The organism is Streptomyces sp. AgN23 (assembly GCF_001598115.1).
Lineage (GTDB): Bacteria > Actinomycetota > Actinomycetes > Streptomycetales > Streptomycetaceae > Streptomyces > Streptomyces antimycoticus.
In genome coordinates, this window is sequence record NZ_CP007153.1 from 9,454,469 (window position 1) to 9,472,612 (window position 18,144).

The following is an 18,144-nucleotide window of genomic DNA, read 5'->3' on the forward strand; positions in this document are numbered from 1 at the left end:
ATCGGAGGCCGGGACGGTCCCCGATCGTGCGCCAGCGGGCTTCACGATTCGAGGGTGGTAAATGGTAGGAAGGGTGCGTGGTCGGAGTTTCCGGTCGGTCCAGACCTGCCCCACACCCCCTCTCCCGGAAGCGCTTCCGTTCGTTCTTGAGCATGCGCAGCTTGAGCGTACGCAGCATCGCCGGGCAGGTTTTGGCTGTTCAAGTGCTGCTTGTCGGCCTGCTCATCGTCGCGGCCACGACGGCGCTCATCCTCCAGGCGCGTAACGACAGCGAGCAGGAGGCCGTCCGCCGCGCGACCGCCGTGGCCCAGACCTTCGCCACCTCTCCGGGGATCGTGTCCGCGATGGGCGCGGAGAATCCCACCGTCCGGCTGCAGCCGCGGGCCGAGGAGACCCGTAAGCGGGCGCATCTGGACTTCGTGGTTGTGGCGGACACCAAGGGCATCCGTTACACCCACCCCAGGCCGCAGTTCATCGGCAAGGAGCTCGTCGCCGACTGGCGGCCCGTGGTGAAGGGCAAGATCGTCACCGAGTCCGTGCAGGGGCCCCTCGGCCGGGAGGTCCAGGCCACCGTCCCGATCCCCCGGGCCAACGGCACCGTGGCCGGTGTGGTGTGCGCCGGAGTGACCGCCGCGGATGTGAGCGGCCGGGTCGAGCGCCAGCTCCCGCTGGTCTTCGGCTCCGCCGCCGGGGCGCTCGCGTTCGCCACCGGCGGGACGGCGCTGGTCGGCGGGCGGCTGCGGCGCCAGACGCGAGGGCTCGGCCCCGCCCAGATGACCCGCATGTACGAGCACCACGACGCCGTCCTGCACTCCGTGCGGGAAGGTGTGCTCATCGTCGACAGCCACGGCCGCCTCGTCCTCGCCAACGACGAGGCCGGCCGGTTGCTCGACCTGCCCCGGGACGCCGAGGGCCGCCCCATCACCGAGCTCGGCCTCGAGCCGCGCACCGCCGAGCTGCTCGCCTCGGGCCGGGTCGCCACCGACGAGGTGCATCTGGCCGGGGACCGGCTGCTCGCCATCAACCAGCGGCCCACCCGGTGGGACGGCGGGATGTCCGGAAGCGTCGCCACGCTCCGTGACTCCACCGAACTGCGCGCGTTGTCCGGCAAGGCCGAAGTGGCCGAGCGGCGGCTGAGGCTGCTCTTCGAGGCGGGCTCGAGGATCGGCACCACCCTGGACATCGTGCGGACCGCCGAGGAGCTGACCCAGTTCGGCGTCCCGTGGTTCGCCGACTTCGCCACCGTCGACCTCGTGGAGCCCGTGCTGCGCGGCGACGAGCCCACGGGCAACGCCATGCGCCGCACCGCCAGCTCCGGCATCCGGGCCGACCATCCGCTGTGGCGGGTCGGCAAGATGATCACCTACGCCGGGGGCGTGCCCCAGGCGCTGGGCTTCGGCGCGGGCCGGCCGGTGCTCGAGGCGGACCTGCGGGCGTATGAGGGATGGCAGGAGCTGGACCCGGAACAGGCGACGAAGGTCGTCACGTACGGCATCCACTCGATGATCACCATCCCGCTGCGGGCCCGGGACGTCACCCTGGGTATCGCCACCTTCTGGCGCTCCGAGCAGTCCGACCCGTTCGACGAGGACGATGTGGCGCTCACCGAGGAACTGGTCGCCCGCGCCGCGGTCGCCATCGACAACGCCCGCCGCTACACCCGCGAACACGCCATGGCGGCCACCCTCCAGCGCAGTCTGCTGCCTCAGGGCCTGCCCGACCAGGACGCCCTGGACGTGGCCCACCGCTATCTGCCCGCCCAGGCCGGAGTCGGCGGCGACTGGTTCGACGTCATCCCCCTGCCCGGCGGCCGGGTCGCCCTCGCCGTCGGCGATGTCGTCGGCCACGGACTGCACGCCGCCGCCACCATGGGCCGGCTGCGCACCGCCGTGCACAACTTCTCCGCCCTCGACCTGCCGCCCGATGAGCTCATCGCCCATCTCGACGAGCTGGCCGGCCGGTTCGACCAGGACCAGGCCGCATCGGGAGGCGACGCCCCGGGGATCAGCGGCGCCAGCTGTCTGTACGCCGTCTACGACCCGGTCTCCGGCCGCTGCACGATGGCGGGCGCCGGCCACCCGGGCCCGGCAGTGGTCCTCCCGGACTCCACCGTGACCTTCCCCGACATCCCCCTCGCCCCGCCGCTGGGCCTGGGCGGCGAACCCATCGAGACCGTCGAGCTGGAGCTGCCCGAGGGCAGCCGGCTGGCGCTGTACACCGACGGGCTGATCCGGGACGGCGGCCGGGACTTCGACGAGGGCCTCCGCGTGCTGCGCACCACCCTCGCCGGGCTGCCCGAGGGCACACCCGAGGAGACCTGCCAGGCCGTCTTCGACACCATGACCTCAGCCCACCCCGGCGACGACATCGCCCTCCTGGTCGCCCGCACCCATCTGCTGGACCCGGGGCATGTCGCCGAATGGGAGCTGCCCTCCGACCCCGCCGCGGTCGCCCGCATCCGCAACGAGGCCGCCGAGCAACTCGCCGCATGGGGGCTGGCGGACATCGCCTTCACCACCGAACTCATCCTCAGCGAGCTGATGACCAACGCCATCCGCTACGGCTGCGCCCCCAGCCGCGTCCGGTTGCTGCGCGCCCGCACCCTCATCTGCGAGGTGGCCGACGGCTCCAGCACCTCGCCGCATCTGCGGCGCGCCGCCACGACCGACGAAGGCGGCCGAGGGCTCTTCCTCGTCGCCCAGTACGCGCTGCGCTGGGGGACCCGCTACACCCCCAATGGCAAGATCATCTGGGCCGAGCAGCCCCTGACCGACCCGATGCTCCCGCTGGCCGACACCGAGGGCGAGGACCTCCTCGACCAGTGGGACGACATCCCCGGCTGACCCCGCCGCCCCGGACGGCCGCCGACGAGCTCCGCCGACGGCCCGCCGGACGGACCCTCCGCTGGTCACCGGCGGCGCCCGATTGGCGCTGAAGCGGGGTCAGACGACACCCTCATGGCGTAAAGCGCCGCTCACCACGGGCCGTTGGGCCCGGCGGCGTGATGGGCTATGGAGGAATGCGGCATGCGCAAGAGGCTGCGGGAGCGGCTGCGGTACTGGTTCGACGGGACGATGGACCGTGGCACCCCGGCGCTGATCGGCTGGCTGGGGCTGGCCTCCTTGGCGTTGATCACCCTGGTCTCCGCTGTGGTGGTCACCTTCGCCCACAAGGACACCGAGGACAACGGCGGTTGGCTCGGCGTCGTCTGGATGAGCCTGCTGCGGACCCTCGATCCGGGCACGATGGGCGGGGACACGGGCCGGCCGCTCTTCCTGGTCCTCATGCTCACGGTGACCATCGGCGGGATCTTCATCGTCAGCGCGCTGATCGGGGTGATGACCACCGGCCTGGAGGCCCGGATTCAGCAGCTGCGCAAGGGCACCTCACGGCTGATCGAGCACGGCCACACCATTGTGCTGGGCTGGTCGGAGCAGGTCTTCACGGTGATAGCGGAGCTGGCGGAGGCCAACCAGAGCGAGCGGCGCTCATGTGTGGTGATCCTCGCCGACCGGGACAAGGTCGACATGGAGGACGAGATCCGGCGCCGCATCCCGGACACCGGGAAGACCCGGGTGATCTGCCGCTCCGGCAATCCGCTCCAGCGCGGCGACCTGGAGCTGGTGAGCCCGGACAGCGCCAAGGCCATCATGGTGCTCTCACCCGTCGGGGACGACAGCGACATCGACGTCATCAAGACACTGCTGCTGCTCAACGGCCGCACCTGGGCCGGGACGCGGCCCAATGTGGTGGCCGCCGTGCAGAGTTCGGAGAATCTGGCGGCCGCCCGGCTGGCCGCGGGGGACACCGCGCTGGTGATCGACGCCGATGACATCGCGGTCGGGCTGATCGTGCAGTCCCACCGCCAGTCCGGTCTGTCCACCGTCTTCAATGAACTGCTCAGCTTCATCGGCAACGAGATCTACCCTTGGCACGCGCTCGCCCTGGCCGGCGCCACCTACGGCGAGTCGCTGAACGCCTTCGAGCTCGGTGTGCCCATCGGTGTGCAGCGCGCGGACGGCGAGGCGCTGGTCAACCCCGCCATGGACACCGTGATCGAGCGCGGGGACCGGCTGCTGATGGTCGCCGAGGACGATCTGCTCATCAAGATGGCGGCCACCCGGCCCCGGATCGAACGTTCGGCGATGGCCACGGCCGCGTTCCGGCCGCCGGTACCGGACCGGACCCTGCTGATCGGCTGGAACTCCCGCGCGGAGAAGATCATCGCGCAGCTCGACCTCCTGGTGAAACCCGGTTCGGTGGTGGACATCGCCGCCCCGCGCCCGCCCCGGGAGGAGGCGAACCGGGAGCTGAAGAACCTCACGGTCGGCTTCAAGCACTGCGAACCCACCCGCCGCCCGTCGCTGGAGGCACTCGGGCTGGACGACTACCGCCATATCGTGGTGCTCACCGACGACGGGATCGACCCCGGACGGTCCGACGACCGCACCCTGGTCACCCTGCTCCACCTGCGCGACATCGAGATCCAGCTCGGCGATCCGTACTCGATCGTCACCGAGATGCACGACGACGCCAACCGCGAGGTCGCGCAGGTCACCAAGGCCGACGACTTCATCGTCTCCACCAAGGTGATCAGCCTTCTGCTGACCCAGCTCACCGAGAACCGCCATCTGTACGCGGTCTTCGCGGACCTCTTCGACCCACAGGGGTCCGAGATCTACCTCAAGCCCGCGCCCAGCTATCTGATACCCGGCGCGGAGGCCAACTTCGCCACCGTCATCGAGGCCGCCCGCCAGCGCGGTGAGACGGCCATCGGCTACCGGCTGGCCCGGCAGAGCGATGAGCCGCCGCTCTACGGCGTCCACCTCAACCCGTCCAAGACAGCGCCGCTGACCCTGGAGGAGGGCGATACGGTCGTGGTCCTGGCCGAGGACTGAAAGAGGGGCGGACGTCAGAGCGCGCGATGGGCGCCGGGGGTGTGGCCGAAGGCCCGGCGGAAGACATCGATGAAGGCGCTGCTGGACGCCCATCCGCACCGATGGGCGACCGTCGTGACGGGGACCCCCTCGGCCAGCAGCCGCAGGGCGTGGTGCAGGCGGAGCTGGGTGCGCCACTGCGGGAAGGTCATTCCCAGCTCCGCCGCGCACAGCCGGGTCAGGGTGCGCTCGCCGACCCCGACCGCGGCCCCCAGCTGCCGCAGGGTCCGGTTGTCCGCCGGGTCGTCGTGGAGGAGGGCGCACACCGCGGAAAGGCGCGGGTCCCCGGCGGCGGGCACATGCACCGGCTGCTCGGCACAGTGGCGGAGCTGATCGAGCAGTACGGCCCGCAGCCGTCGGCGTTCGGCGCCGGTGTCCGCAGGCCGCGCGGTGTACTCGATGATCAGCTCACGCAGCAGCGGGCCGACGCCGAGGACCGCGGGCTGCTCCAGCCGCAGCGGATTGTCCGCCACCGCCAGCCCCACCAGATGGAGGTCGGTGGCGCCGTACGCGCGGTGCTCATGGACGGCCCCGGCCGGTATCCACAGCGCCCGGTTGGCGGGCGCGAGCCAGCTGCCCGCGTCGGTGGTGACGGCCAGCACCCCTCGCCCGGCGTAGACGATCTGGTGTTCGTCATGCCGATGAGCGTCGATGCCGCCACCGGCGGGCAGCGGACGCAGGCCCGTCGTCGCCTCGGGAGTGTGGCGGATTCTCGGCATCGGAGGCCATTTTATCGGCTGCCGGGCTCCGCGGGGGCGTCAGCGGACGGTCAGCCCGCCGTCCACGTTCATGATGGTGCCGGTGGTCCAGCCGGCCTGCGGGGAGGCGAGGAAGGCGGCCGCGGCGGCCACCTCGTGGGGTTCGCCGACGCGGCCCAGGGGATAGGCGTCCCGGGTGCGGCGGTCGTGGCCGTCGCGCGCCTCGGCGCTCATCGAGCCGAGGTGATCCCGTTCGTAGGTGGGGGTGCGTACGGCGCCGGGGGCGATGCCGTTGACCCGGACGCCGGAGGGGCCCAGCTCATTGGCGAGGGCCCGGGTCATCGCGTTGATGGCGCCACGGGTGGCGGAGTAGGCCGCGGACGGACGGTCGGCGACCATCTTGTGCGCCCAGTAGCTGCTGATGTTGATGATGCTGCCGCGGCCCTCGACGAGCGCGGGCAGCAGCGCCTGGGCGAGGAGGAAGGGCACCCGGACATTGAGGTGGAGCATGGCGTCGAAGGAGTCGGCCGAGGTCTGGGCGAGCGGGCTGAAGTGTGCCGTGCCCGCGTTGTTGACCAGGGTGTCCACCCGTTCGGTGAGCGCGAGCACCTGACGCGCGGCGGTGGTCACGGCGCCGGGGTCGGCCAGGTCGACGGAGAGGGTGCGTACGGTGGTGCCGTGTCCGGCCAGGGTGTGCCGGGCCCGGTCGAGCTTCTCCCGGTCACGGGCGAGCAGCACCAGGTCGGCGCCCTCGGTGGCGAAGGCGTCGGCGATGGCATAGCCGAGGCCCTCGCTGCCCCCGGTGATCACCGCGGTGGTGCCGTCGAGATGGCTCATGGCCGTGGCTCCTGTTCGGTCGTGCGGCTGTTCGGTCGTGCGGCGGGGACGTGTGGCGAGAGGCCGGTGGGGTACGCGGCCGTGGTGCCGCTCGCTAAATGGACAGATCTTGTCCGCTTAGACTTCAGCGTACGGAGGTGGACAGTTTCTGTCCACTTCTGACTAGGCTGGGGACATGACGGGCATGCCCTCCGCTCAGCGGCCCCCCAGACCGCCGCGCGCGGACGCGCGGCGCAACGCCGCCCGCGTCCTGGCCGCCGCACGCCAGGCGGTGGCCGTCCATGGCTTCGACGTCAGCTATCACGAGATCGCGCGGCTGGCCGGGGTCGGCGTCGGCACGGTCTACCGTCGCTTCCCCGAGCGGGCCCAACTGCTGGAAGCCGTCCTCCTCGATGTGCTCGGGGAACTCGCCGACAGCGCCGAACAGGCCCTGGGCGAGGACGAGTCGTGGCCGGCCTTCACCCGGTTCTTCACCGGCCTCGCCCTGCGCACGGGGGAGAACGCGGGGCTCTCGGACTCCCTCGACGATCGCGGCGGACCTCAGGTGGCCGCCGCCCGCCGCACCCTGCTCGATCGCGTACGGCGGCTGACCGAACGCGCCCAGCGGGACGGCGTGCTGCGCGCCGATCTGTCCTGGCGGGACATTCCGTTCCTGGCCAGGGCGGCCGCCGCCGAAGCCTGTGTGCTGGACCTCCCCGCCGGCCGGCTCCAGGTCCAGCGGTGTGTCATGGTCGTCCTCGACGGAATGCGCGCACCGGCGACTACCCCCCTGCCCGGCCGGCTCTGATCACACCTCCGTACCGCACACTGGGGTGTCATGGAGCTGCAGATCACCGCCACCTCGCCCGAGCATCCGGCGTCGCTGCTCGATCTGCCGTGGAACGTCCCGCTGGAGGATTGGCCGGAGGAGCACCTGGTCGCGCTGCCCAGGGGCATCTCCCGCCATGTCGTCCGCTTCGCGCGGGCGGGCGGCGAGATCGTCGCGGTCAAGGAGGTCGGCGAGTGGGCGGCGGTACGCGAGTACGGGCTGCTGCGCGACCTGGACCGGCTCGCGGTCCCCGCGGTGGACGCGCTCGCGGTGGTCACCGGGCGCACCGACGAGCACGGCGAACCGCTGGAACCGGCGCTGATCACCCGCCATCTGGTGGGGTCGCAGCCGTACCGCTCGATGTTCCAGACGACCATGCGGCCGAGTACCATCCGACGGCTGCTCGACGCGCTCGCCGTCCTGCTGGTGCGGTTGCATCTGGCCGGGTTCGCCTGGGGCGACTGCTCACTGTCCAACACCCTCTTCCGGCGCGACGCGGGCGCCTACGCCGCCTATCTGGTCGACGCCGAGACCGGGCAGATCCAGCCGAAGCTCACCAGCGGACAGCGGGATTACGACGTCGAGGTGGCGCGGGTGAACATCGCGGGCGAGCTGATGGACCTGGAGGCCGGCGGTTCCCTGCACCCCTCGGTCGACCCGGTGCTCTTCGGCGAGGCCATCGCCGAGCGCTACTGCGACCTGTGGCATGAGCTGACCCGCCAGTCGGTCTATCCGCTCGCCCAGCGCCACGCCATCGACCAGCGCGTCCGGCGCCTGAACGACCTCGGGTTCGACGTGGCGGAGATGCAGATCGAGCGCTCACCCGACGGTGACACCGTCACCTTCGTGCCCAAGGTCGTCGACGCGGGCCACCATCAGCGGCAGTTGCTGCGGCTGACCGGACTCGACGCCGAGGAGAACCAGGCCCGCAGCCTCCTGAACGACCTGGAGACCTGGATGGCCACACAGGACGACTACGCACCCGGCGATCCGCTCGGCGCGCGCCGGGAGGTGCTCGCCCACCGGTGGGTCCGCGATGTCTTCCGGCCCACCGTGCGGGCCGTGCCCGAGGAGCTGCGCGGTGTCACCGACACCGCGCAGATCTACTACGAACTGCTCGAACACCGCTGGCTGTTGTCCGAGCGGGCCCGGCGTGACGTGGGCCTGGATGTCACCGTCGAGGACTACATACGCACCGTCCTGGCGGACCGGCCGCACGGCTGAACGCCCCGCGGCCGGCCGATGGCTCAGGACTGCTCGGTCAGCACCTTCCGGATGGACGCGATGACGCGCGGGGCCTCGTCGTTGAGGTAGAAGTGGCCGCCGGAGTGGACCTGGAGGTCGAAGCCACCGGTGGTGTGCTCGCCCCAGGCGCGGGCCTCCTCGACGCTCGCCTTGGGGTCGTCGTCGCCCACATGTGCGTGAATGGGCGTCGCCAGCCGCGGGCCGGGGGCGTAGCGGTAGGTCTCGGCCGCCTTGTAGTCGCTGCGGATGGCGGGCAGCACCATCCGGAGGATCTCATCGTCGCCCAGGAGCTGGGTGTCGGTCCCGGCGAGCGCCTTCACCTCGGCGATCAGGCCGTCGTCGTCGCGGAGGTGGACGGACTCGTCACGGTGGCAGGAGGGGGCGCGCCGCCCCGAGGCGAACAGCGCCACCGGCACCACGCCCTTCTGCTCCAGGCGCAGGGCGACCTCGAAGGCGAGGGTGGCGCCCATGCTGTGGCCGAAAAGCGCCACCGGCTTGTCCGTATAGGGCAGCAGCTCCGGCACCAGCGCGTCGGCCAGCTCGGGGATGTTGTCTATGCACTTCTCGTTGCGCCGGTCCTGGCGCCCCGGGTACTGCACGGCGAGCACATCGACCGTGGGCGAGAGCGCCTTGGAGACCGGGAAGTAGTAGGAGGCGGACCCGCCGGCGTGGGGCAGGCAGATGAGTCGCGTCGCCGCGGCCGGCGCGGGGTGGAACTGCCTGATCCACAGGCTTGTGCCGGTGGGGTGTGCGGTCACGTGATGTCCTTTCGCGCCGCTCGTTCCGCGGCGGCTGTCGTGTGGCTGTCGCGCGCGTGCCTCGGGTCGCGCGGAGACCAGTAGACCACCCTGCCGCGCCGGTCTGCCCTGCGACCACCCCTATTCAGGACGGGAGTCCCCTAGTATTTCCCTCGTGTCGGTCATGGGCGGGGCGCGGTGAGTCCGCCCCGTTCGGCGGTCCGCAGTGCCAGGGCCGCCAGCGCCTCGGGGGCGCCGGCCTGACCGCGGACCCCCGGAAAGGCGTTGATGTCCACGATCAGCGGGGCGCCGCCGCCCGCGTCGATCAGATCCACGCCGTAGACCTCCAGTGAGAACACCGAACCGACATGGCGCACCGGATCCAGCCAGCCCGGGGGCAGCGCGTCCAGGGCGAGCGGCAGGCTCGGACCGCGGCCGCCGGCCGCCAGCTCCGACCGGCGCAGCGCGGCGAACACCCGGCCCGCGATGACCCACAGCTTGTGGTCCCAGCCGTCGTTCGGAGTGAAGTCCTGGACCACCACGGGCTCATCCGCCCAATCGGCGCTCAGGGCGCGCAGCCGCGCGGCGTCGTCGACGCGGGCCACCAGATCATGACGGCGGCTGTGGCGGCTCTTGACGACGATGGGGCGAGGCAGCCGCTCCGCCGTCAGCCCGGCGAGTGAGGCCACGGTACGGGTGGGGGCGAACGGCAGACCGGCGCGGAGCGCCACATCGGCCATCGCCGTCCGGTCCTGGCACAGGGCGGTGGCCGTGGCGGAGTTCACCACCGGGGCGCCGCGCCGCTCCAGGGAACGGGCGAGCGCCAGCGCACGCGGCGTCCGGGCCTTCAGCAGATAGACATCGGCGAGTTCCCCGGGGTCGGCCGCGTCTTCCGAGGGGTCGGCCGGGTCCTGTGCCCCGGCTCCGTGGCCGCCCGGGTCGAGCGCCACCACCTCATGGCGGGGCGACAGCAACCTCACCGTGTCGGCGAGGAGTTGATGGCCGGGGTCGGCGGTGATCAGACCGATCCTCATCGGCCGCCGCTCACCGTCGCGGTCATAGCCGGCCCGTGGCCACGGCCGGGACCGGCTCCGGAGCCAGCACCGGCTCGGCGAGGGCGCCGACGAACGCCGCCCCGGACCGGGCGCCGCCCCTGCGCGCCAACTCCAGTACCGCACGCCCCACCCGGGCCGCCGCGTCCGGCACCTCCTTGAAGCTGGGGAAGTCGTTCACATCGACGACCACCGGCCCGTCCGGGCCCAGCAACACATCCACCCCGTACAGATCGAGGCCGTAGACCGCACCGACCTCGGCGGCGATGGCCGCCACTTCGGCGGACAGCCGTACCCGACGGCCGCGGACGCCTCCGTCCGGGCTGAGTGGTGAGCTCCGCTCGGTCGCGTGCAACTCCCCGTCCACGCAGTACACCTTGAGGTCGATGCCCGAATTCGGCACATAGGGCTGGGCGATGAGCATGCCCTCCACGGCCAGTTCGGCGCGCAGCGCCCGAAGCCGGTCCGGCGTCGGCACCAGCCGCACGGCCCGCCCGGAGCTGCCGTCCGCGGGCTTGACCACCAGCGGGAACTCGGCCTCCGGTATCTCCTCCAGCGCCTCGGGCCGGGCCGCCGCGTAGGTGGGCGGCAACGGCAGCCCCCGGCTGCGCCCGATCGCGGCCGCCAGCGCCTTGTCCCGTACGCCGCGGATGGCGCGGGCGTCGTTGACGGTGGTCAGCCCGACCGCCGACGCGGCCTCCAGCAGCGTCAGCCCGGGTCCACCGGACACCGTCTTGAGCACCCAGGCGTCATGACTGCCCGCCCGCACCGCATCGGACATCCGCAGCAGGGAACGGCCCGGCCGGACCACGTCCACCTGGTGGCCCCAGGCGGAGAGCTGACGGATCACCTCACGGGGCATCCCGTCATGGCGATAGCGCTCCTCCACCAGAAAGCAGAGTCTCATCGGCCTTCTTCCTCGTCACCGGACAGGTTCCCGGGCCGCTGCCGAGAGTGTCCGGCGCGCCTGGCTTCCCAGGATGTCATCCGCCGTTCTCTCACGATCTCCTGGGCCAACCCATGGGTGTCAGTGGCCTGTTTATCGGGCTAAGGGTCCTTTACTCTGCTGAGCATGATGCTGACGCGCAGGGAACGGGAGATTCTCGCGCTGCTGCGGCGGGACCCCCTGGCCGGGGCCCAGTCCATCGCCGACGCCCTCGGGACCACACGGGCCGCGGTCAACGTCCATCTCTCCAACCTGGGCAAGAAGGGCGCCATCCTGGGGCGCGGCTACATCCTGCGCCGGGAACACGCGGTGGTGGTCATCGGCGGCGCCAACGTGGACATCAAGGTGCGCAGCCTGGCCCCCGTCGCGTACCGCACCAGCAATCCGGGCCGGTCCCACACCAGCCCCGGCGGGGTCGCCCGCAACGTCGCCGAGAATCTCGCCCGGCTGGGCACCCCCACCCATCTCATCGCCGCCGTGGGGCAGGACGCGGCGGGGGAGCGGCTGCTGACCGAGACCCAGGCCGCCGGGGTGCGCATCGACCATGTGCACCGCGGCCCGCATCCCACCGGCACCTATACGGCGGTGCTGGACGCCGACGGCGATCTGGTCGTGGCCATCGCCGACATGGCCGCCACCGACGCGCTGAGCCCCGAGCATCTGCACACCGCGCGGGAACTCATCGGCCACGCCGGCCTGCTGGTGCTGGACGGGAACCTCTCCCCGCGGGTGCTCTCGTACATCCTGGACATCGCCGCCGCCACCGGCGTCCAGACGCTGATCGACCCGGTGAGCGTCCCCAAGGCGGCGCTGCTCGCCCCGCTGTTCGCCACCGGGCGGCCGGTCTTCGCCGTCACACCGAACGTGGCGGAGCTGGGCGCGCTGACCGGCCGGGACCTCGGCGGGGACGCCGCCGCGGACGACCCGGAGCTGCTCGCGGCCGTGGCCCTCCTCCACGAGCGCGGTGTACGGCATGTGTGGGTGCGGCTCGGTGCGCGCGGCTCCCTGCTGAGCACCCTCGGCGAGGGCCGGGTGCCGCTGGAGGCGCCACCGGCCGAGGCACATGACGTCACCGGGGCCGGTGACGCGATGCTCGGCGCGTTCGCACACGCCCTGCTCGGTGGCGCCGACCCGGTCGACGCCGCCCGCTACGGCCACGCCGCCGCCGCGCTGACCGTGGCCACCCCCGCCACCGTACGACCTGACCTGACCGCGCGTCTGATCGAGGACGCGCTCAACGCATCGCTGCGGAGGACCACATGACCGCCCCCCACCCCCGGCTGACCCTCACCGAGGAGGTCGCGGAGGCCCTGCGCGACGGCCGTCCCGTGGTCGCGCTGGAGTCCACGATCATCAGCCACGGCATGCCGTATCCGCAGAACGTCGAGATGGCCACCGAGGTCGAGGAGATCATCCGCGCGGAGGGGGCGGTCCCCGCCACCATCGCCGTCCTCCATGGCACGCCGCGTGCCGGTCTGGACCGGGCCGCTCTCGAACTGCTCGCCACCAGCCCGGACGTCGGCAAGGTCAGCGTGCGCGACCTCGCCCATGTCATCGCGCGCGGCGGCCATGGCGCCACCACCGTGGCGTCCACCATGCGGCTCGCCGCGCTCGCCGGGATCCGGGTCTTCGTCACCGGTGGCATCGGCGGAGTGCACCGGGGAGCGGAGCACTCCTTCGACGTCAGCGCGGATCTCACCGAGCTCGCCACCACGCCGGTGGCCGTCATCAGCGCCGGGGTCAAGAGCATCCTCGACATCGGGCTGACCCTGGAGAAGCTGGAGACCCTGGGCGTTCCGGTGCTCACCTACGGCACCGACGACTTCCCCGCCTTCTACTCCCGGGTGAGCGGCTTCCGCTCCCCGCTGCGCGTCGACTCGCCCGAGGAGATCGCCGCCACCATGCGCGCCCAGTGGGAGCTGGGCATGACGGCGGGGCTGAGCATCGCCAATCCGGTGCCCGAGGCCGAGGAGATCCCCGCCGAGCGGATCGACGGCATCATCGAGCAGGCCCTCGCCGAGCTGGCGGAGGCGGGCATCGGCGGCAAGGACGCAACCCCGTATCTGCTGGGCCGGATCGTCGAGTTGACCAAGGGCGAGAGCCTGCGGACCAATATCGCCCTGGTCAAGAACAACGCACGGCTAGGGGCCCGGATCGCGATCCACTACGCCCGTACGCACTGACCGCGACCACCTGGACCACCGCCGGGGCTCGAGGCGGCTGCCGGCCTACAGCGAGCGGACCTCGGCGAGCTCGACCCGGCCACCGATCTCGATCGAGCCGTCCGGCAGGGGACCGGTGAGGATCTGCGACCCCACGCCCTGGGTGATGTTGAGGGCGCGGCCCAGCTCGCCCGAGAGAATCAGGGCGGCGGCGCCGGTGGCCTCGTCCTCCACGATCCCGTCCCCGCGGCGGGGAAACGCACGTGCCCGCACCCGGCCCGCGGCCTCGTCCTGCCACGCCCAGGCGTACAGCCAGCCCTCGCCCTCGGGAGGGGTGGGCAGCGCCTCGACCTCCTCCGGCGAGGCGTACTGCCGGGTGCGCCGCCCGGCCGCCCAGGCGGGCCGGCCGGTGATCCAGGTGAACTCGCCGTCCTGGCGGGCGGGAACCTCACCGGCGGGCGGCAGCAGCTCGGGCAGGTCCAGCAGCCAGGCGGTGCCCACCAGCGGATGGCCCGCGAAGGGCAGCCGGACGCTCGGGGTGTAGATGTCGACGACGCCGCGCTCCGGATCGTCCACGAACACGGTCTCGCTGAACCCCAGCCGGGCGGCGACCCGCTGCCGCTCCGCCTCGCCGACCACCGCGGCGCCGTCCCGCACCACGCCGAGTTCATTGCCACCGCGGCCGTAGGGCCCGCAGAACACCTTGAGCACGTCCAGATCTGTCACCTGGGCATTCAAACACGGGCATGCTTGTCGGTGGGGTGTTCTACGGTCGGGCCATGACCACCTCCGACGATGTCCGTGCCGTCGCCCTGTCGCTGCCGGAGACCACAGAGAAGATCGCCTGGTCGATGCCCACCTTCCGGGTCGCCGGGAAGATGTTCGCCACCTTGCCCGAGGACGAGACCTCGATGGCCGTCAGATGTCCCAAAGAGGAGCGGAAGGAGTTGGTGCTGGCGGAGCCGGAGAAGTTCTGGGTGGCCGCCCATGAGGCGAGTTCGGCCTGGGTGCGGGTGCGCCTCGCCGCGCTGGAGGACGTCGATGAGCTGCGGGACATCCTGCTGGACTCCTGGCGGCAGGCCGCACCGGCCACGTTGCTCGAGTGATCACACCACTGCGGCCGATGACTCCTCGAAATGCGACGATACGTGCGTTCGAGGGGATAACTGACACGGGTGAAAGTATGGACTTTTCCCGGTAATCGGAGTGCCCTCTTCCGCTGTGCGGGGTTCCCTTGAGGGGGATCAGCGAGGGAGGCCGCATGGTGCACGGCCGCAGAACGAACCGCCCCGCGGTGTGCGGCGGCCCGTGCGCGGCCGCCGTCCTTCTGCTGCTGGCGGTCACGTTGCTGCATGCCGTGCTCGCTCTGGGGGCCGTCCGGGACTCGCCGCCCACCGGGCCTGACCAGTGCGCGGCCGGGCCTCCGAGCCCGGCCCCAGCCCTGGCCACGTCCACGCCCGGTGACGCCGGTGTTCCCGCCTCGGTCCGGGGCCTCGCCGCATCCGCCCCCGCGGGCGCTCCCGTTGTCCCGGCGCCTGTTCCGCCGGGGCCGGAGACCGAGGACGAACGCTCCACCGCCTCGGCGTCGGCCAAGCTCTTCACCCGGGACGGTGCCGGGCATCCGGCCCGGCACCGTCCCGGGCAGGTGGCTCACGGCGCCTCGTGCGGCGCCCACCGGTCCCTCTCGACCTCCCTCGGCCCCTTCGTGCTCGGCGCGGTCCGCGGACGCCCCGCGGACCCGGCGCCGGGCGTCGGCGCGTTCGCCGCCGGGGGCGACCTCCCGGCCGGTCTGCTCTCCTCACGGTCCGTCGTCCTGCGCTGCTGACCGGGCCCGGGCACGTCCGCCATCCCGTTTCCGCGGCTGCCCCGCGGGTTCCGGATGCGGTCCGCCCTGCCCGCCGAGCCGTAGGACGTCCGAGACCGCAGGAGTATCCGCATGCCCATCGATGTCTATGCCGCCATGCGCGCGATGATGCGCGCAGAAGCCACCCGGCGCCCCGTCACCCCGCAGGCCAGGACCACCGATCCGTCCCCGCCCCCGGCCGATCCGGCCGCTCCCGATCCGGTGGACACCACCGCTCAGGACGTGTCCGAGGCTGTACCGGCCCCGACGTCCGCACCGGCTCCATCGGCCGCACCGCGTCCGGTCCGCCGGTCCCGCCCGGCCCGGTATCTGTCGCGCTGCCGTGCCGTGCTGCGCGCCGTACGCCACGCCGTGTCGGCCTGTTTCACCCGGCGCGTGTCACGACAGGGCCGGTGACCGGCCACGGAGGGAGAGGAGCCGGAAGCGCCGGTGCCGGCAGGTCACACCGGTCCGTCGTTCCGTCCGCCCTCCGGTGAATCCCCGCCGAGAAGCAAACGCTCGCGCTGCGCCACGGCCCAGGCGTAGCCGGGATTCAGCGCCACCGCACGGTCCAGATCCGCCAGCGCCTCCGCGGGTCTGCCCAGGGCCTCGTTGGCCATCGCGCGGCTCCCCAAAGCCCAGGCGTAGCCGGGGTCGAGGGCCAGCGCCCGGTCGTACTCCGCGATGGCCTCCTCGTAGCGGCCCGCGAAGCGGTGGATATCGCCGCGCTCGCCCAGCGTTCCCGGGACACCCGGCTCCAGCGCCTCCGCCCGGTCCAGGTCCTCCAGCGCGCCCGCCGCGTCCCCCAGCGTGCTGCGGACACGGGCCCGCCGGACCAGCGCCCAGGTGTAGTCGCCGTTCAGTTCGATGGCCCGGCCGAAGTCGGCCAGGGCCTCGTGGATCCGGCCGAGCGCCATCATGGTCTGGCCGCGGCTGCCCAGGGCCACATGGTCCGCCGGATCGGCCGCGACCACCGGGTCGAGCAGGGCCAGCGCCTCCTCGTACCGTCCCGCCCGGCGGCAGGTCTCGCCGCGCTCCCGCCGCACCCAGGTCGAGTCCGGCTCCAGCGCCGCCACGCCGTCCAGCGCGTCCATCGCCGCGGTGAAGTCCCCGGTCGCCCGGTGGACCACGGCACGCCCGAAGTGCGCGCGTACGTTCCCGGGGTCCAGCTCGATCGCCCGGCGGAAGTCCTCCAGCGCCCCGTCGAACTCCTCGACCGACCGGCGGTGCCACCCCCGTACGACGAGTGCCGCGACCCGGGCGGGGGCGTCCAGCCCGGCCCGCGTCAGCAGCAGCCCCATCGCCTCGATACCGCGCCGCCGTTCGTCCGCCAGCGCCTCCACCAGGCGCCACCCCCAGGTGCGCACCGCGTCCGAGTCGGCGTCCTCGCCCGCCTCGACCAGGGTGGACGCCCAGCGCCGGGCCACCGCGGGGCCCGCGTCGCAGGCGCCGATCCCGTCCCGCAGCGCCCCGGGCAGCGCCGCCGACGGCCGTGCGCACAGCAGGTGGTACCACTCCTCCAGCCGCGGTCCGCTCCAGGCGGCCAGCCGCCACCCGTCGCGCGCGTCGAGCCCCCCGGCGGCCGCCTCCCGCCACCCGGCGAAGGTCTCCGCCAGCCGGGTGTGCGCCGCGCTCCACCGCTGCGGTGAAGTGGTCCGCCGAAGCCGCAGCATCGGGGCGCGGACCACATCGTGGTAGCGAACCGCCCCGTTACGGTCGCCGATGAAGGGCAGCGACCGCAGCCAGCCGAACAACTCGGCTCCGTCCTCGTCCACCGCCGCCCTGAAGATGTCCTCGTTCAGCCGCCGGGGCAGCGCGCCCGCCAGGGCGGCGGAGCGGCGCACCGGATCGCGCTCCCACTTCAGGAACCGGTCGACGGCGGTGGCACTGGGGTCGTCCAGATCGCCGCTGGTTCCGGGGTTCTCGGCGAGGGTGGACACCAGCACCGGCAGCCGGCCGGAGAGCCGCAGCACCTCCCGCACCACCGGCTCATCGGTGATCCCCTTGGCGCTGAGCAGCTGCCGGGCCTCCGCGTCGGTGAACGGCTCCAGCGGCAGCTCCGCGACCACATCGGCCAGATCGCCCCAGCAGCCGGGGTCCGGGCGGGTCTGCCCGGCCAGCACCAGCACGGTGTTGGCCGGGAGGGTGCCCAGGCGTTCGCTGGTCAGCAGGGTGCGCAGCCAGGGGTCGAGCAGCGGGCCGAGGCGCTCGTAGGTGTCGAAGAACAACACCAGCCACGGCACCGCCGCTGCCGCCTCCGATAACTCCCTGACCAGCAGCGGGGTCAGCGTCTCCACCGGGTCCAGCACCAGCTGGACGTCCTTGTGGTCGCGGAACCGCGAGCTGAGCGCCGCCCGCAGCCGGTCGGTGCGCTCGGCGAGCGGCACCGGGTCGACGGCACCCGCCAGCGCCCCGACACCGGGCACCAGGCCGAGGCCGGTGAGCCCGGCTCGCGCGGCGACCATGCTGCCGGTGCTGGGTCCGGTCCGCTCGCCCTCCGCCGGTACCGACTCCGCCTCGTGGCGGCGCTGCCGGTACGTGGCGAGCCGCCGGTCCAAGGCCGTGAACTCCCGTCCCTGGCGGGCGAATTGCTCGCTGATCGCGGCCATCGCCTCGGGGACGGAGCCCGCCGCCTCGTCGACGCGGGCGGTGAGCGCGCCGTACTCCTGGCGGGCGGTCTCTTCCAGCCGGCGCATCAGCCAGGTCTTGCCCACACCCGCGTGGCCGTGCACATGGAAGACAAAGCGATGCCGCCCGTCCTCCGGCGGCAGCCCGAAGTTGTCGCGGAACGCGTGCAGTTCCCTCTGCCGCCCCACGAATCCGGCGTTCCTGCGCCGCTGGATCAGCTCCTGCATCGACGGCCGTCCCCGCCCCATCGG

16 protein-coding genes are annotated in these 18,144 nt (G+C 72.5%); 9 read left to right on the forward strand and 7 right to left on the reverse strand.

The genetic code is table 11. The features are described from left to right. Positions 1-152: 152 nt before the first annotated feature. On the forward strand, positions 153-2,843 hold the full coding sequence (locus AS97_RS40940; RefSeq protein ID WP_125758018.1) for a SpoIIE family protein phosphatase/ATP-binding protein: 2,691 nt from the start codon (positions 153-155) through the stop codon (positions 2,841-2,843). Positions 2,844-3,026: 183 nt separating this feature from the next. Further along, the gene (locus AS97_RS40945) at positions 3,027-4,898 is read left to right on the forward strand and encodes a potassium transporter TrkA (protein ID WP_059144643.1); all 1,872 of its coding nucleotides are present in this window, start codon (positions 3,027-3,029) and stop codon (positions 4,896-4,898) included. Positions 4,899-4,912: 14 nt separating this feature from the next. Here the strand turns inward: AS97_RS40945 and AS97_RS40950 are convergent, their stop codons facing one another. Then, complete coding sequence (locus AS97_RS40950; RefSeq protein ID WP_059144644.1) at positions 4,913-5,656, reverse strand: helix-turn-helix transcriptional regulator; 744 nt, start codon at positions 5,654-5,656, stop codon at positions 4,913-4,915. Positions 5,657-5,695: 39 nt separating this feature from the next. Continuing rightward, entirely contained in the window at positions 5,696-6,472 is a 777-nt protein-coding gene (locus AS97_RS40955) for an SDR family oxidoreductase (protein WP_059144645.1), read from the reverse strand. A 175-nt stretch (positions 6,473-6,647) separates the two neighbouring features. Between AS97_RS40955 and AS97_RS40960 the strand changes: the two genes are divergently transcribed. After that, positions 6,648-7,259, forward strand: a complete 612-nt coding sequence (locus AS97_RS40960) for a TetR/AcrR family transcriptional regulator (RefSeq protein WP_086710627.1) — start codon at positions 6,648-6,650, stop codon at positions 7,257-7,259. A 30-nt stretch (positions 7,260-7,289) separates the two neighbouring features. After that, entirely contained in the window at positions 7,290-8,504 is a 1,215-nt protein-coding gene (locus AS97_RS40965) for a DUF4032 domain-containing protein (protein ID WP_059144647.1), read from the forward strand. Positions 8,505-8,527: 23 nt separating this feature from the next. Here AS97_RS40965 and AS97_RS40970 read toward each other — a convergent pair whose 3' ends face one another. From AS97_RS40970 to AS97_RS40980, 3 genes are all read right to left on the reverse strand, one after another. Beyond that, on the reverse strand, positions 8,528-9,283 hold the full coding sequence (locus tag AS97_RS40970; RefSeq protein ID WP_059144648.1) for an alpha/beta fold hydrolase: 756 nt from the start codon (positions 9,281-9,283) through the stop codon (positions 8,528-8,530). Between the two features lie 161 nt (positions 9,284-9,444). Then, entirely contained in the window at positions 9,445-10,296 is an 852-nt protein-coding gene (locus tag AS97_RS40975) for an alpha-L-glutamate ligase (protein ID WP_210566664.1), read from the reverse strand. Between the two features lie 22 nt (positions 10,297-10,318). Continuing rightward, positions 10,319-11,221 (reverse strand): ATP-grasp domain-containing protein, encoded by a 903-nt coding sequence (locus tag AS97_RS40980; RefSeq protein ID WP_086710624.1) that lies wholly within the window; start codon positions 11,219-11,221, stop codon positions 10,319-10,321. Between the two features lie 165 nt (positions 11,222-11,386). On the opposite strand from AS97_RS40980, the gene AS97_RS40985 reads away from it, so the two are divergent. Both AS97_RS40985 and AS97_RS40990 read left to right on the forward strand, forming a co-directional pair. Next, positions 11,387-12,523 carry a PfkB family carbohydrate kinase gene (locus tag AS97_RS40985; protein WP_210566665.1) on the forward strand — a complete coding sequence of 379 codons (1,137 nt, stop codon included), beginning with the start codon at positions 11,387-11,389 and terminating at the stop codon, positions 12,521-12,523. Next, positions 12,520-13,443 carry a pseudouridine-5'-phosphate glycosidase gene (locus AS97_RS40990; RefSeq protein ID WP_210566666.1) on the forward strand — a complete coding sequence of 308 codons (924 nt, stop codon included), beginning with the start codon at positions 12,520-12,522 and terminating at the stop codon, positions 13,441-13,443. The genes AS97_RS40985 and AS97_RS40990 overlap by 4 nt, the downstream gene beginning before the upstream one ends. A 45-nt stretch (positions 13,444-13,488) precedes the next feature. Here AS97_RS40990 and AS97_RS40995 read toward each other — a convergent pair whose 3' ends face one another. Then, positions 13,489-14,148 carry a PhzF family phenazine biosynthesis protein gene (locus AS97_RS40995; RefSeq protein WP_059144653.1) on the reverse strand — a complete coding sequence of 220 codons (660 nt, stop codon included), beginning with the start codon at positions 14,146-14,148 and terminating at the stop codon, positions 13,489-13,491. Positions 14,149-14,201: 53 nt separating this feature from the next. Between AS97_RS40995 and AS97_RS41000 the strand changes: the two genes are divergently transcribed. The 3 genes from AS97_RS41000 to AS97_RS41010 all read left to right on the forward strand — a co-directional run bounded on the left by AS97_RS41000 (position 14,202) and on the right by AS97_RS41010 (position 15,682). Beyond that, entirely contained in the window at positions 14,202-14,528 is a 327-nt protein-coding gene (locus AS97_RS41000; protein ID WP_059144654.1) for an MmcQ/YjbR family DNA-binding protein, read from the forward strand. A 155-nt stretch (positions 14,529-14,683) separates the two neighbouring features. After that, complete coding sequence (locus tag AS97_RS41005; protein WP_059144655.1) at positions 14,684-15,247, forward strand: hypothetical protein; 564 nt, start codon at positions 14,684-14,686, stop codon at positions 15,245-15,247. 111 nt (positions 15,248-15,358) lie between these two features. Continuing rightward, entirely contained in the window at positions 15,359-15,682 is a 324-nt protein-coding gene (locus AS97_RS41010; RefSeq protein WP_059144656.1) for a hypothetical protein, read from the forward strand. A 44-nt stretch (positions 15,683-15,726) separates the two neighbouring features. Here AS97_RS41010 and AS97_RS41015 read toward each other — a convergent pair whose 3' ends face one another. Further along, a complete protein-coding gene (locus AS97_RS41015) occupies positions 15,727-18,141 on the reverse strand; it encodes a tetratricopeptide repeat protein (protein ID WP_260613175.1) in 2,415 nt (804 codons plus the stop codon). Between the last annotated feature and the right edge of the window lie 3 nt (positions 18,142-18,144).

Excerpts from the sequence above, each read along its gene's own strand:
- AS97_RS40940 (WP_125758018.1), top strand. The coding sequence starts at position 153 with ATGCGCAGCTTGAGCGTACGCAGCATCGCCGGGCAGGTTTTGGCTGTT.
- AS97_RS40945 (WP_059144643.1), top strand. The coding sequence starts at position 3,027 with ATGCGCAAGAGGCTGCGGGAGCGGCTGCGGTACTGGTTCGACGGGACG.
- AS97_RS40950 (WP_059144644.1), bottom strand. The coding sequence starts at position 5,656 with ATGCCGAGAATCCGCCACACTCCCGAGGCGACGACGGGCCTGCGTCCG.
- AS97_RS40955 (WP_059144645.1), bottom strand. The coding sequence starts at position 6,472 with ATGAGCCATCTCGACGGCACCACCGCGGTGATCACCGGGGGCAGCGAG.
- AS97_RS40960 (WP_086710627.1), top strand. The coding sequence starts at position 6,648 with ATGACGGGCATGCCCTCCGCTCAGCGGCCCCCCAGACCGCCGCGCGCG.
- AS97_RS40965 (WP_059144647.1), top strand. The coding sequence starts at position 7,290 with ATGGAGCTGCAGATCACCGCCACCTCGCCCGAGCATCCGGCGTCGCTG.
- AS97_RS40975 (WP_210566664.1), bottom strand. The coding sequence starts at position 10,296 with ATGAGGATCGGTCTGATCACCGCCGACCCCGGCCATCAACTCCTCGCC.
- AS97_RS40980 (WP_086710624.1), bottom strand. The coding sequence starts at position 11,221 with ATGAGACTCTGCTTTCTGGTGGAGGAGCGCTATCGCCATGACGGGATG.
- AS97_RS40985 (WP_210566665.1), top strand. The coding sequence starts at position 11,387 with ATGATGCTGACGCGCAGGGAACGGGAGATTCTCGCGCTGCTGCGGCGG.
- AS97_RS40990 (WP_210566666.1), top strand. The coding sequence starts at position 12,520 with ATGACCGCCCCCCACCCCCGGCTGACCCTCACCGAGGAGGTCGCGGAG.
- AS97_RS41000 (WP_059144654.1), top strand. The coding sequence starts at position 14,202 with ATGACCACCTCCGACGATGTCCGTGCCGTCGCCCTGTCGCTGCCGGAG.
- AS97_RS41005 (WP_059144655.1), top strand. The coding sequence starts at position 14,684 with ATGGTGCACGGCCGCAGAACGAACCGCCCCGCGGTGTGCGGCGGCCCG.
- AS97_RS41010 (WP_059144656.1), top strand. The coding sequence starts at position 15,359 with ATGCCCATCGATGTCTATGCCGCCATGCGCGCGATGATGCGCGCAGAA.
- AS97_RS41015 (WP_260613175.1), bottom strand. The coding sequence starts at position 18,141 with ATGGGGCGGGGACGGCCGTCGATGCAGGAGCTGATCCAGCGGCGCAGG.